Raw genomic sequence first — 14,434 nt, 5'->3', positions numbered from 1 at the left:
TACATTGTGCCAATTTGCTTCTTCCCATCCCAAGCGGGCTTCCACACGTGCATACTTTAACCGCCTTTTCTATTTATAATTGCTGCCTAGTTCTGTATGGTATTATCTTCGTCAAAATCGCCACCACTTCAGACTAGACTTGTTCCTTCTATAATAGGGGATTCAAGTGAAAGTATCAAAAAAACTCAAACTATTCTAGCCTGTACAATCTAGATAGCATATCTTATCTTCATTTCTCATATTTCTATTCCCTCTTTCAGTAACGTACTCGTTAGTTGAATAAGTGTTACCCATAAGAGTGAAATACCATATTTTTTACAATGCCATTGTATGTTTGCAACCTTTTAGATAATAATATATTTGTGAGTAGTAACTTAAAAAGACTCAGAATAACTTCTGAGTCTAAACTTCTTATCATTTTCTCCCCAGTAGCGCCATTAAACCTTTATACATTAGGACAAGGGAGAAAATCACAATTGCCAAAATACCTATTAAGTTAGTTATCGGCTCTAAACCCGCTAAAAAAGTATCTGATAAGGGAACCTTTAATAATGCAAATCCAGCTAAAATACTAGCCAACATCAAAAGAATAAATCGATCCATTTAGTTTAACCTCCTCTCAATACATTATATGAACAAGTAAAAGGAAGGTTGAACCAATTGTATCTCATGGACCGTTAGCTTATATAAAGCCTACTCAATTAACGAAGCGGGTTAACCATTCTCATTTTGTGTATACATAAATGGATTTATGCAGATAATATTTATGTATAAATTTCCCCTCACTGTTTAAAATGCTCTTAGAAATTATGTGTCAGATTAGATTTCAACCTCAAAGTATTGAATAAAGGGGAAAAGTAGATGAAAATCCGGTTCGGATATGTAGGTAATGCACTAGGCTTATGGGATGCGAGTCCATCAAAAACTCTAACTTTTACACGGTATTCAACGCTCCCTATAACCGAGAGAATGGAAAAATTGAAATCGATAACAGCACAAAATTTACAGCACACAAAAAGAATTTTGTATTATAATATCGCGCATGAAATAGAATTATACCGGTTTTCAAGCTCACTTGTCCCTTTAGCAACCCATCCGGAAGTGATGTGGGATTTCTTAACTCCATTCAAAAACGAATGGGAAGAAATCGGGAATTTAGTCCGAAATTTCAAGCTTAGAGTAAGCTTTCACCCAAATCAATTTACACTTTTCACAAGCCAAAGAGAAGAAGTCACAACGAATGCAGTAAGAAGTATGGAATATCATTTTAGGATGCTCAAAGCTATGAACATTCTTGATACGGGATTAATTAATATTCATATTGGCGGAGCCTATGGGGATAAAACTGCGTCATTAAACCGTTTCCATCAAAATCTCAAAAAATTGCCAAAGGAAATTAAGAAGCAGATGACGCTAGAAAATGATGATAAAACGTATGATGTTCGGGAAACACTCATTACTTGTGAAAAGGAAAACATTCCAATGGTACTCGATTATCATCACTATATGGCGAATAACGTGGAGAGTGACCTCCCTCTTTACTTAGACCGCATATTTAAGACTTGGAATAACTTTAATATTGTCCCAAAAGTTCACATTTCTTCACCGAAATCAGATCAAGCCTATCGTTCTCATGCTGACTTTGTTTCTTTAGACTTTGTCCTCCCCTTCTTAAAGATGGCAAAGGAGCTTAATAAGGACTTTGACATAATGATAGAAGCAAAACAAAAAAACCTTGCCATGCTGAAACTTGTAGATGAAATAGCTGCAATTCGAGGAGTCAAACGTATTTCAGGGTCATCTGTGGAATGGTAACCGCGAAGAATAGAGTTATTCAATTATTGAGTCCAGATTTTGAATCGAGCTTGAGGCCTACAGGATGTAGGTCATGCAACCGTTGCCGCAGGACGCGGCGAACTTAGATTGCCGTTCTTTCTTTGGTCAGCGGATATTTTGACACCCGCTTAACAGGTAAAAAAAACGCATTCATCTCCCACCTATGGAGGTGAGAGTCTTCTGTAGCTGACGCTTCGCTTTCAGCACAAAAACATTTGCTGAATAATGATAATACAGATGAGGTGGAATAAATGACGATTGTACGTCTTGGTTATGTCGCAATGAGTATGGAACTTGATAATGCATCCCCTTCGCAAACAATGACTTTTACCCAATTCAAAAAAATTGATGATCGGGAAGCTGCCATCCGTAAATTAGAACGTATTGCACTTTCGAATTTACATAATACACTAAGACTGTTAAAACATAATGTAGCGTCTGATATTCATTTTTATCGGCTAACCTCTCGCCTTATTCCTTTAGCAAACCACGAGGAGCTTCTTAAATGGAATTATATAAAGCCATTAATAGAACCGCTTCGTGAGATTGGAGATTTCGCAAAAAAACATAAGATTAGAGTTGATTTTCATCCAGATCACTTTGTTCTGATTAATTCTAAAGAGAAGCATATCTTAAAAAATTAAATTAGTACCTTAAAGCTACATTACTTATTACTAAAGGCGATGGGGATTGACCCGACTCATCGCTGTGTCATGCATGTTGGTGGTAATTATAAAGAAACCGAACTCTCACTTGAACGTTTTGTTGATAATTGGATGGACGTCCCGAAAAGGATTCAAACTTGGTTTATCTAGAAACTCATCGTTAAGAAATTGACCTACTTTAGTTGCATATTTATTGAACATTAAAAGGAATTGATGAACCTTGCCGCTTCTTCGCATTGTGTAGATACTTAATCTTGAAAAGGAAAAGATCATAGTGAATTCTCCTTTCTATTTGTGATATCAAAAAAGCCGACTACCCCGTTTTGGGTAATTCGACTTTTAAAGGATACGTGGCCTATTTTACTTTGACTATCCTAACTTTCTTTTGGCACTCATTTTCTGTTTTAAGTACTCTTTACCAGCATCAGTAAATGTCGCGTTCTGATGATGACTGTTCTTTTACCCTACTTACTTAAAAAAACTAGTTTGATATCATTCATATATTTTTTGTCCAAGGAGGGATTCCAACCTTCGACCGATGGCTTAGCTAAACACAAAGAATTAATATCTAATAATTGTTTATTAATCGTCTGCGCTCGTGCTATGACATGTATTCCTTGCAGGCTCAACATAAGATAACGAGCAAGTGATCGGCTGTCTGCAGATGAAGTATTAAACCCATCCGTTCAGCTTCCTCCAACGCTGCCGTATTAGCAAATGACTGACTGCTTACTTACATACTCATTGACTTTTTTCGCTACATCTTGCCCTTCTTTAATGGCCCAAACGATAAGACTTTGACCTTTTCTCGCATCTCCTGCAGTAAATACGCCATCTACATTTGTTGCATAATCTTTTGTTGTTGCGGCAATTTTTTTGTTTACAATGTTCACGCCCAATTGATTTGGTAATGAAAGCTCTGCTCCTTCAAATCCAATTGCAACAAACACAAATTGTACAGGCCAAATTTTTTCTGTACCAGGTATTGCTTTAAAGAAATGAACCCCATCTTCCCCTAGTATTTTTTCCATATGAATTGTATGGAGCTCTTTTAAATTTCCTTTCTCATCTGCGACCATTCTCGTTGTTTGGATTAAGTATTCACGAGGATCTTTGCCATATTTAGCTTCCGCTTCCTCATAAGCATATTCCAATTTGTAAATATTCGAATCGGTTGGCCACAAATTGTCTTCCGCTCTTGTATTTGGTAGCTGTGGATGTTTTCCGAACTGGACAACTGATTTACAGTTTTGACGAATTGCAGTTGCCACACAGTCTGCCCCCGTATCTCCTCCACCAATTATGATGACATCTTTCCCTTTTGTATTGATATATTGCCCGTCAGCAAAATTAGAATCCAGCAAACTTTTGGTAGTAAAAGTTAAGTAATCCATTGCAAGATGAACTCCATTTGAATCGCTACCTTCCATGCGAAGTTCACGTTGTTTCTGTGCGCCGATACATAAAATAATCGCATCAAATTCATCTTTTAATTGATTTGTTGAAATATCTTTACCAATTTCCGTATTTAACACAAAATCGATTCCTTCTTGCTGGAGTAACTGAATTCGACGTTCAACTACATCTTTTTCTAGTTTCATATTTGGAATGCCATACATGAGTAGTCCACCAACACGGTCCGCACGTTCAAATACAGTTACAGAATGACCCGCTTGATTTAACTCATCTGCGCTTGCAAGTCCAGCAGGTCCAGAGCCGACTATAGCAATTTTTTTCCCTGTGCGCTCTACTGGAATTCTAGGTACTATCCAGCCATTTTCAAATCCTTTATCGATAATAGTACGCTCAATATTCTTAATCGATACTGCTGGATCTGAAATGGCAAGTGTACAAGATCCTTCGCAAGGAGCTGGACAAACACGACCAGTAAATTCCGGAAAATTATTGGTCATCGATAATCTTTCTAGTGCTTCCTGCCACTTTCCTTTATACACTAAATCATTCCACTCAGGGATTAAGTTATTAATAGGACAACCGGCAGTCGCACCTTGTATTTCAATCCCCATATGGCAAAAAGGAGTCCCACAATCCATACATCTTGCACCTTGTGTTTGAAGTGCTTCATCTGTTAACTTCGAGGCATACTCTCCCCAATTTTTAATACGTCTGAGAGGGGCTTCTTCCTTTCCTTTTTCTCGTTTATAATCCATAAATCCAGTAGGTTTACCCATTTACTATTCCCCCTCTCTTATTTTTTCACAAGCGCGAGTCGCTTTATTTCTCCGTTCACGGAAGTTGCTAAAAATGCTTGCATTGCAGCTGCATCATCCGTTAAACCATCCCTTTTAAAGTCAGCGATTTTTTCGAGCATTTTCTTATAATCATTTGGCACGACCTTTACAAATCTTTGAACATTTTCATCCCATTTATCTAGTATGTTCATAGCTTTCGTGCTTTTCGTGTAATAATAATGATCCATAATTAATTGGCGAATCGCATGTTTTTCTTCTGATAATTCAATTCGTTCAAATCCAATCATTTCTGTGTTACATTTTTGTTTGAATCCGTCCAAGTCATCAACAAGTACATACGCAATTCCGCCAGACATTCCTGCACCGAAATTTTTCCCAACATCCCCTAATATGACAGCACGACCACCTGTCATATATTCACAGCCATGATCCCCAATGCCTTCTACGACAACATCTACTCCACTATTTCGAACTGCAAAGCGCTCTCCAGCACGTCCATTTATAAATGCAGTTCCACTTGTTGCACCGTATAGCGCAACATTTCCAGCAATAACATTTTCTTCAGCAACACCTTGAATAGGTGCAGTGACAATCAGTTTTCCACCAGATAATCCTTTGCCAAAATAATCATTTACATCCCCTGTTACATACATAGACATCCCTTTTGGTATAAACGCACCAAAACTTTGCCCGGCTGCTCCGGTAAATCGAAGTGTGATCGAATCGTGGGCTAATCCTCTAGCACCATATAGTTTGGATATTTCGCTTCCAATAATCGTGCCTACTACACGGTCCGTGTTTGCAATTGGATAATTCAATTCCACTTTGGATTCACTTAGAATAGCATGTTCTACTTTTGGTAATAATTCACGTAAGTCAAATGATTGTTCTATTTTATGATTTTGTGGAATTTTAAACGTACGTGCTCCCTCTGGCTGATAAAGCAATGCCGTTAAATCCAATTGTTTTGCTTTCCAATGTTCTTTTGCACGATCACTAACTTCTAGCACATCCGCACGTCCTACCATTTCTTCTACTGTTCTGAATCCAAGTAACGCCATATACTCACGAACTTCTTCCGCTACGAATTTCATAAAATTCACAACATAATCAGCACTTCCTGTGAATTTATTGCGAAGTTCCGGATTTTGAGTCGCAATTCCAACTGGACAAGTGTCTAGATGACACGCACGCATCATAATACAGCCTAAAACGATTAATGGAGCTGTTGCAAATCCATACTCCTCAGCTCCAAGTAAGGCAGCCATTACAACGTCTTTACCAGTCATCAATTTCCCATCTGTTTCCAGTCTCACTCTATCACGTAAACCGTTTAATATTAATGTTTGATGCGCTTCTGCGAGTCCTAGCTCCCAAGGTAGTCCCGTATGTTTAATGCTCGTTTTAGGAGATGCACCTGTTCCACCGTCATATCCACTAATGACAATCACATCTGCTGCACCTTTTGCCACCCCAGCAGCAATCGTTCCAACACCCGATTTCGCCACTAGTTTCACACTAATACGAGCAGTTCTATTCGCATTTTTTAAGTCATGAATTAATTGCGCCATATCTTCAATCGAATAAATATCATGATGTGGAGGTGGAGATATTAATCCAACTCCAGTTGTCGATCCACGAACATCGGCTACCCACGGGTATACTTTATTACCTGGTAACTGACCACCTTCGCCCGGTTTCGCACCTTGCGCCATTTTAATTTGCAGTTCATCTGCTTGCACTAAATAATGACTTTTCACTCCAAATCGACCAGACGCTATTTGTTTAATGGCACTTCTTCGGTTATCTCCATTGGCATCTAGTTCATAACGGCTAGGATGTTCTCCACCTTCCCCACTATTACTTTTACCACCTAGGCGATTCATCGCAATAGCAAGTGTTTCATGGGCTTCTTTGCTTAATGAACCAAACGACATCGCTCCCGTTTTAAATCGTTTGACAATGGAATCTACAGACTCGACTTCTTCCAGTGGAATACATTTAACATCTTTTTTAAATGTCAATAAATTACGCAAAAATCCAATACGCTCTTCATTTGCCATTTCTGCATATTGTCTATATAAACCGTAATCCGCTTTTCGAGTAGCCCACTGAAGTGTGTGGATTGTTTTCGGATTAAATGCATGATGTTCACCAGTACTTCTCCACTGGAAATCGCTACCTGAATCTAAAGAAGCCCCAGTGGAATCTATAGCTGCTTGATGTCTTTTATGCGCTTCTTCCACGATTGTTTCTAGATTAATACCTCCTAATTGAGAAACAGTTCCTGAAAAATAACGTTCAATCACTTTTTTACTAATCCCTACTGCTTCAAAAATTTGAGCTCCGCGATAACTTTGAACAGTTGAAATACCCATTTTCGACATTACTTTCACTACACCATCTGTAATACCTTGACTATATTTCGCAACCGCTACTGCATAACTACTATCAATATGCCCTTCTTCTATTGCTTCTGCAATCGTTGCATAAGCAAGATATGGATTAATCGCATCTACCCCAAATCCAATCAGAGCAGCAAATTGATGTACTTCTCTTGTTTCACCGGATTCCACAATAATACTTACCTTCGTTCGATTTCCTGTGCGAAGTAAATGTTGATGGAGGCTACTTGCAGCTAGTAGGACTGGAATTGTAAATTGCTTTACATCCAACAGTCGGTCGGAAAGTATGAGCAAGGCTATTCCTTGTGCTATATATTCATCCGCTTGTTTAGAAACATGGCATAAATCGATTTCTAAATTTGCAGACATAGTTAAATCTATAGTTGCACTTCGGAATTTGTTTGATTTCATATCGTTTAATTGGCTAAACTGGCTATTTGTTAAAATAGGTGTGTCTAAAAAGATTCGTTCGCTATTAGATCGATTTGGATGCAGTAAATCTCCTTCTGCTCCAAGTAGCGTCATTGTAGATGTCACAATATGCTCACGAATTGAATCTATTGGTGGATTTGTTACTTGTGCAAAGAGCTGTTTAAAATAATTAAATAACGATTGTGGTCGATCTGATAAAACGGCTAGTGGTGTATCATTCCCCATTGATCCAATTGGGTCTTTGCCATCTAACGCAATCGGAATCATGTATTTTTGAATATCTTCATATGTGTAGCCAAATGCTTTTTGTTTGAACAATAAATCATCTATTTGCTCTGGTTCTTCCATTTCAGATGTAAAAGTTACTAAATTTTCGTCTAACCATTGTTGGTAAGGTAATGCATTTGCCATATCTGATTTAATTTCTTCGTCTGAAATAATACGACCTTGTTCTAAATCAACAAGTAGCATTCTTCCAGGGGTTAAACGTTCTTTGTATAAAATATTTTCTTCCTCTACATCTACTACCCCTACTTCAGAAGAGAAAATAATATAATCATCTTTTGTCACATAGTACCGAGCTGGTCGTAAACCATTGCGATCTAAAATTGCTCCAATTTGTTTCCCATCTGTAAATGAAATAGCTGTTGGTCCATCCCATGGCTCCATTAAACTGCTGTGATAAGAATAGAAAGCCTTTTTCTCCTCAGTTATATGAGGGTTTTCTGTCCAAGGTTCTGGTATTAACATCATGGCAGCGTGAGCTGGTTTTCTACCAGCAAGTACAAAAAATTCAAATGCATTATCTAACATGGAAGAGTCGCTCCCATTTGTATCAATGATTGGCAATAGTTTTGGAAGATCCTCCCCAAATGCTTCTGATACAAATTGCTGTTCCCGTGCTTTCATCCAGTTAATATTTCCACGTAATGTATTTATTTCACCGTTATGAACAATATATCTGTTTGGATGTGCTCTTTCCCAACTTGGAAAAGTATTGGTACTATAGCGAGAATGTACTAATGAAAAGGCAGATGTAAATAGCTCATCTTGAAGATCCACGTAAAAAAGATTCACCTCTTTGGGAGTAAGTAATCCTTTATAGACGATTGTCTGACTTGATAGACTTGCACAATAGAATTTTTTATCCTGTTGTAGTGCCCAGTGCTCCACTTGTTTTCGAATGATATATAATTTACGTTCAAATGCAAGTGAATCAGTTGCGTTTATTGCTTTGATGAATACTTGACGAACGACTGGTACTGTTTCTTTTGCTTTTTCACTTAGAACACTAGCGTTAATTGGAACTGTTCTCCACCCGATGAGTTCTTGCCCTTGCGCAATAATCATGTCGTTAATTTTTTGTTCAATGCCCGCACGTTCTTCATTATTGTCTGTAAAAAATAGCATTCCTACGCCATAAGCTCCTTTTTCCGGCAAATCCCATTCATTACACACAACACGAAAATAAACATCTGGTATCTGTACCATCAGTCCTGCACCATCACCCGTTTGACCATCGCTTCCACGTCCCGCACGGTGATCAAGTCGACATAACATTTCTAATCCTTTTTCTACGATATCATGTGTTGCATTTCCTTTTATATGTGCATATAAACCTATCCCGCATGCGTCATGTTCAAACGTTGGATCATACATGCCCTGTGCTTTCGGTAATTGATGAAATGTCATTTGAACCCCTCCATTTTCCATAAAAAGTAACTTACTAATATTATATGTTTTCAAACTAATACAAACAATATATAATTTGGATATAAATGATCTGTTTTTGAGATAGATTAGGAGGGAAGTATGGAAATACGCCAGTTGAGGTACTTTATCGAAGTAGCAGAACGTGAACATATTTCAGAAGCAGCTATTCATTTGCATGTAGCCCAATCAGCTGTAAGTAGACAAATTGCAAATTTAGAAGATGAACTTGGAGTAGAATTATTTGAACGTGTTGGTAGAAATGTGAAGTTAACACAAATTGGCAAGATTTTTTCAGAACATAGCATTTCTGCTTTGCAAGCGATTGATTATGCGAAAAAACAAATAGACGAATATTTAGATCCAGATAAAGGGACTATCAAAATTGGATTTCCTACTAGTTTAGCTGGTCACCTATTACCTACTGTCATTTCAGCGTTTAAAAAAGAATATCCCAATGTAGCGTTTCATTTACGTCAAGGATCATATAATTATTTGATCGATGCTGTGAATAAAAGGGAACTAAATCTTGCCTTTTTAGGACCGCTTCCTCCAAAAGATGACTCGATCAACACATCTATTTTATTTACTGAAAATTTCTCTGTACTTTTACCTTCGAATCACCCCTTTGCAAAACGTGAGAAGCTACAACTTATTGATTTAAGAAACGATGATTTCATATTATTTCCAGAAGGATATGTACTAAAAAAAATCGCAGTAGAAGCATGTAATAGCGTTGGCTTCACACCGAAAACTTCATCAGAAGGAGAAGATATGGATGCCATCAAAGGGTTAGTAGCAGCAGGTATCGGTGTAACTATTTTACCCGAAAGCTCTTTTTACGATTCTACACCACGATTTACAGTTAAAATACCAATAGAAACACCAATCATTCGAAGAACCGTTGGAATCATTAGCCCCGCAACTCGAGAGCTTTCGCCATCCGAAAAGGTATTCCATCAATTCGTCACCCGCTTCTTCTCTATACTTGGTCAGTACCAGTAAAACCCCTGTAATATTGGCTAAAAAATTATTAATAATAGGAGACAAAATTGTGAGTTTCATGTTTTACATGTTTTTCATTACTCATAAATATTCTGGATGGTTTTTACCCCATCCAGAATTTACGGTAAATAAAAAACTTTAATCGGACTGTATTTATTGTTCTCGACAGCGGAGAATTTCTTTCGCCCCCTTCAGGTCAACCCCCATGAGAATTAGTTTAAGACCCCGCTTTTTTCAAAATCTCCCCAATTCTTTTACCAGAATTCGACATCTGTTCCCTTAAGAAATACAGCCGTCTTCATTTTCACACAATACATTTCGTTCTTTGCCTAAAATCTTGTATTTGAAACAGCGTTTATCCGGACAAAAAAACGTCAAAACCTTATCAAAAGGGTTTGACGACTTTACGTGAATACTTTTGGAATTAGCACAGTGCCTCGGCAATCTACAGTTAAGATTGCAAAGGGTCAAATCTCTCCACCTTACTTAATAAGAAAGTCACGTCTGTTGATTAACCATTTTCTTGCATAAATAACAGATATGCATAAGCTTGAAAACCCATTTTCACTGGATCATTTCCGGTTCGCTTTCGGCACACTATTCAAGTGAAAAATGCTGTTGCTTTAGAAGTAAAGAAGAGCAACCTTTTTCACAAGGTATCGGTGCCCGAAGATGCAATTTCGGGCACTCTGGTACATTGCACAATGTGTTCTTTAATAAGGCTTAAACTCCACATCAGGTAAGCTCCTATAGAAAGTGACACTTCCTAAAATAAGAAAAGACCATAGAGAAAGCTTCAGCCGCCAAAATTGCATCTTTGGCGGCTTTTACCCAGTTAGGAACCCTCCATTCCCTCGTTCCCAAAAGCATTAGCACTTCGTGTACCTTTGCCTTTGGGGCGCGACGGATGAACGACCACCAGACGATTACTGAAGAAGATGTATAGGAATGCGGCGAAGTCGCATTCCTATACATCAAAATAGCTCAGTTATATAAAGAAGTTGTTCAATTCAATGCGAGCCAGAAGCAACTGTACACCGAGCGCCTAGTAGTCAATTAAGTTATTTATTGGTTATTTTTAGTTAATGAACACATGTGCAAGAAAGTTTTCTATTCTATAATTTATAAGGTTAATAGATATTGTTGATTAGCAAGCTCTATTTTTTTACGCCCGAATCCATTTCCAAATTTCGCCCGGTGTAGCGTTCTTGCCATACATCAGGATGCCAATCTTGAAGACTTTGCCCGCAAGTTTCATGAAGACCCAGACGCTAACGACAAGAATTCCGATAGCGATAATGATTTGCACCCACGGCCATTCTTCAAGAAGTGACAGGCGCATAATGAGAACGCCAGGTGATGTAAACGGGATATAGCTTCCAAGCTGCGCCCAGAATCCGCTTGGATCGCTGAAGACTGGTCCAATGAAAAGGAATGGGCTGAATGGTAACATCATGACCATGCCCTGGAAATTCCCCGCTGTCGAGATATCAGCCATTGTGGCACCGATTCCGACGAATAGCGCCGCATAGAGCAGGTATCCGAGGATAGAAATGAATATTAGCACTAGAATTTCGGGCACTAACAGATACTCAATAATCGGAAAATCGATTTTCCAGATGAGGACCGGCAGCGCGATGACAATATAGACAACGACCTGGATGATACCGAGGACAAAATAGCCGATGATCTTGCCTTGCATCAGTTCTGCAGGCGTTAAAGACGACAGAATAATCTCAGCAATTTTGTCTTTCTTCTCCTGGGACGCGCTTTGGAAGATTGCCATTCCGGTGAAGACAATTGACAGCATGACGACAGCGGCAAATGCTCCTGGAATCACACGTTCCAGCATGTTTTCACTGAACAGGCCGCCTTCTTCCGGTTTTTCTGAAGCATCTTCAAAGACGACTCCCTGCGCGACAACTGCCGCTTCTTCCTGTGTCAGGCCGAGCTGTTCGATCTGCAGCATCTGTAGCGGACCACCGAGGATCTGGACTTCATCCATGAAGGCTGAACTCGTATCTTCATGCGTGTAAACTGCAACTTTCCCGGTTTCAATTGCCTGTTCGTCGATGAAGATATACGCAGCGTCTTCTTTGCCTTCAAGCGCTGAGGTGGCTTCCTGTTCTGTGGTGTCTGTCTGTTCCATCTGCCATTCGGTATTTGCTACCGCTGCTTCCAATTGTCCGTAGACCCCGAGCTGGTCATTGACGTAGACTGTCGTTGTCGCTGCTTCATCATCCGAACTGAACAGGTCCGGCAGCAGGAAAAATGCTAGGAAGATGATTGGTGTCAGGAATAGGCCGATGATGAACGACTTGCTTTTCATATTGCGTTTGATTTCCCATTTGGCGACTTTCATCGTGTTACGCATGCAACTCACCCACTTCCTTCAAAAGATTCTTGTCCGTGGCGATATCTATGAAGATTTCATGGAGCGAAATCCGGTCGATCGATAGTTCCTGAATGTCGAGTTCATCTGGAAGATTTTTCAGCCAGACAGCGGGTTGCACATGTTTTGTGAGATAAAGCACAGCCGTTGCCCCGTTCTGTTCGACCCGCTCGACTTCTGGCAGGTTTTCAAGCAGGCTGCGGCTGTTGCTGCCGTTGATCGTGCATTTGAAATTAGCATATTCCTTTTTGACATCACTCAGGGTCCCGTAGATCACTTTCGTGCCGCGGTGAATCAGGAACAGCCGGTCCGCCATCTCTTCGACAAGGTTCATCTGATGCGAAGACAATAGAATCGCCGTGCCTTTTTTGGCCAATGAACGGATTTCTTCTTTGAACAGCTCCTGGCTGACCGGATCAAGACCTGAGAACGGCTCATCCAGAATCAGCAGTTCCGGTTCATGAAGAATGGAGGCGATAAACTGGACTTTCTGACCCATCCCTTTCGACAACTCCTCGACCGATACTTTATCCTTGCCCTCTAGGCCGAACTTTTTCAAGTACTCGAGCGCGCGTTCTTTAGCTAGGTCCAGCGGATAATCCTTCAGGTCCGCAAGATACAGCAGAATGTCCATGACCTTGACGTTTTTGTAGAGCCCCCGCTCTTCCGGCAGATAGCCAATTTTATCACGCGGGATATCTTTCGTAGAGCGGTTCCGGAAAGCGATCGTACCTTCATCGGGATACAAGATGCCCATGATGTTGCGGATTGTCGTCGATTTCCCCGCCCCGTTCGGTCCGAGCAACGCCATAATCTCTCCCTTTTTCACTTCGAAGGAAATATTTGAGACAATCTTCTTATCCTTGAAGGATTTTCCTAAACCTTCTACAGTAAGCATTGTTTCCATTTCTCTCATCCTCTCTTAGTTCTCTACTTCAGCAGAAGGCTGATGATTTCTTCCAGTTCCAAGGCTTTGACGTCAATGACACTGTGTTCGTGTTGCGTGAAATACTGTTCCGTTGTGTCAGGATTATCTGATATCAGCTCGTTTCCGGAACGGGAAAGCTCACCCGGTACTCGCACCGCCGGCATTTCTTTGAGCCAATAGCGGCGGAATCCGGCAGCGAGCATGTCTTTCTCATACCGGCCGACCGCCTGCCCGTCCTTCATCAGAAACAAGTAATCCGCCAGTTTCTGAAGATCCTCCGGCTGATGAGTTGTCAGGATGACAGCACGGTCCTCCTTTTCCATCCACTCGACAAGCAAATCCATGAATTGTTTTTTTGATGGGATGTCGAGTGACACGGTAGGTTCATCGAGAATCAGGATATCAGTATTCCGCGGCAATGCGAGCGACAGGCTCAGCTTCTGCTGGAGACCTGGCGATAATTTGCCGAAACGCTTATCGAGCGGGATGTTGAGTAGCTGGATCATGCGTTCAAAAAGCTTCTCATCCCATTTCGTATATAAAGGGGCAATCAGCCTTTTCAGGTCCTCTCCTGTATAGGCGTTCCAGCCAACAGCGTTTTGCGGTTGGTACGTGACATGCCTTTTCCAGCTTTCGTCTTTCCCGTCGACCGATTTACCAAAGACCCTGATCCCTCCTCCGTCCAGATTCGCCAGATTCATGATCAGCTTCAGCAAGGTGCTTTTGCCAGAGCCGTTATTGCCGACCAGCGCCGTGATGGTCCCCGGCTCAATCGCTAGACTGACAGGCCCGAGCTGAAAATCATCAATCTTTTTATTCGCGTCTTTTATTTCAATCCATGGCTGCAT

8 protein-coding genes and 1 pseudogene are annotated in these 14,434 nt (G+C 40.2%); 3 read left to right on the top strand and 6 right to left on the bottom strand.

Annotated elements, in window-relative coordinates:
* Positions 1 to 414 precede the first annotated feature (414 nt).
* Complete coding sequence (locus tag AZE41_RS08345; RefSeq protein ID WP_067207961.1) at positions 415 to 603, bottom strand: hypothetical protein; 189 nt, start codon at positions 601 to 603, stop codon at positions 415 to 417.
* Between the two features lie 258 nt (positions 604 to 861).
* Between AZE41_RS08345 and uvsE the strand changes: the two genes are divergently transcribed.
* Positions 862 to 1,815 (top strand): UV DNA damage repair endonuclease UvsE, encoded by a 954-nt coding sequence (gene uvsE / locus AZE41_RS08340; protein ID WP_067207958.1) that lies wholly within the window; start codon positions 862 to 864, stop codon positions 1,813 to 1,815.
* 272 nt (positions 1,816 to 2,087) lie between these two features.
* Positions 2,088 to 2,636, top strand: a pseudogene (locus AZE41_RS08335) (UV DNA damage repair endonuclease UvsE); the annotation flags it as partial.
* 575 nt (positions 2,637 to 3,211) lie between these two features.
* On the opposite strand, the gene gltD reads toward AZE41_RS08335, so the two are convergent.
* Both gltD and gltB read right to left on the bottom strand, forming a co-directional pair.
* Positions 3,212 to 4,693, bottom strand: a complete 1,482-nt coding sequence (gene gltD, locus AZE41_RS08330) for a glutamate synthase small subunit (RefSeq protein ID WP_067207955.1) — start codon at positions 4,691 to 4,693, stop codon at positions 3,212 to 3,214.
* Between the two features lie 17 nt (positions 4,694 to 4,710).
* On the bottom strand, positions 4,711 to 9,243 hold the full coding sequence (gene gltB, locus AZE41_RS08325) for a glutamate synthase large subunit (protein WP_067207952.1): 4,533 nt from the start codon (positions 9,241 to 9,243) through the stop codon (positions 4,711 to 4,713).
* A 120-nt stretch (positions 9,244 to 9,363) separates the two neighbouring features.
* Between gltB and AZE41_RS08320 the strand changes: the two genes are divergently transcribed.
* Complete coding sequence (locus tag AZE41_RS08320; RefSeq protein ID WP_067207950.1) at positions 9,364 to 10,266, top strand: glutamate biosynthesis transcriptional regulator GltC; 903 nt, start codon at positions 9,364 to 9,366, stop codon at positions 10,264 to 10,266.
* A 1,165-nt stretch (positions 10,267 to 11,431) separates the two neighbouring features.
* Here the strand turns inward: AZE41_RS08320 and AZE41_RS08315 are convergent.
* Genes AZE41_RS08315 through AZE41_RS08305 form a run of 3 tightly spaced genes read right to left on the bottom strand, consistent with a single transcriptional unit; the run spans position 11,432 to position 14,434 of the window.
* Positions 11,432 to 12,640 (bottom strand): ABC transporter permease, encoded by a 1,209-nt coding sequence (locus AZE41_RS08315; protein ID WP_067207947.1) that lies wholly within the window; start codon positions 12,638 to 12,640, stop codon positions 11,432 to 11,434.
* On the bottom strand, positions 12,633 to 13,565 hold the full coding sequence (locus AZE41_RS08310) for an ABC transporter ATP-binding protein (RefSeq protein WP_067207944.1): 933 nt from the start codon (positions 13,563 to 13,565) through the stop codon (positions 12,633 to 12,635). Before AZE41_RS08310 ends, AZE41_RS08315 begins: the two co-directional genes overlap by 8 nt.
* Positions 13,566 to 13,588: 23 nt before the next feature.
* Positions 13,589 to 14,434 carry an ABC transporter ATP-binding protein gene (locus AZE41_RS08305; RefSeq protein WP_067207941.1) on the bottom strand — a complete coding sequence of 282 codons (846 nt, stop codon included), beginning with the start codon at positions 14,432 to 14,434 and terminating at the stop codon, positions 13,589 to 13,591.

The organism is Sporosarcina psychrophila, from assembly GCF_001590685.1.
In the GTDB taxonomy this organism is placed as follows: Bacteria; Bacillota; Bacilli; order Bacillales_A; family Planococcaceae; genus Sporosarcina; species Sporosarcina psychrophila.
The sequence above is the reverse complement of the archived record's forward strand: the minus strand, read 5'-3'. Positions and strand labels throughout refer to the sequence as shown.

Coding starts and splice junctions, on each gene's coding strand:
- AZE41_RS08305 (WP_067207941.1), bottom strand. CDS start 14,434: ATGCAGCCATGGATTGAAATAAAAGACGCGAATAAAAAGATTGATGAT.
- AZE41_RS08345 (WP_067207961.1), bottom strand. CDS start 603: ATGGATCGATTTATTCTTTTGATGTTGGCTAGTATTTTAGCTGGATTT.
- AZE41_RS08315 (WP_067207947.1), bottom strand. CDS start 12,640: ATGCGTAACACGATGAAAGTCGCCAAATGGGAAATCAAACGCAATATG.
- gltD (WP_067207955.1), bottom strand. CDS start 4,693: ATGGGTAAACCTACTGGATTTATGGATTATAAACGAGAAAAAGGAAAG.
- uvsE (WP_067207958.1), top strand. CDS start 862: ATGAAAATCCGGTTCGGATATGTAGGTAATGCACTAGGCTTATGGGAT.
- AZE41_RS08310 (WP_067207944.1), bottom strand. CDS start 13,565: ATGGAAACAATGCTTACTGTAGAAGGTTTAGGAAAATCCTTCAAGGAT.
- AZE41_RS08320 (WP_067207950.1), top strand. CDS start 9,364: ATGGAAATACGCCAGTTGAGGTACTTTATCGAAGTAGCAGAACGTGAA.
- gltB (WP_067207952.1), bottom strand. CDS start 9,243: ATGACATTTCATCAATTACCGAAAGCACAGGGCATGTATGATCCAACG.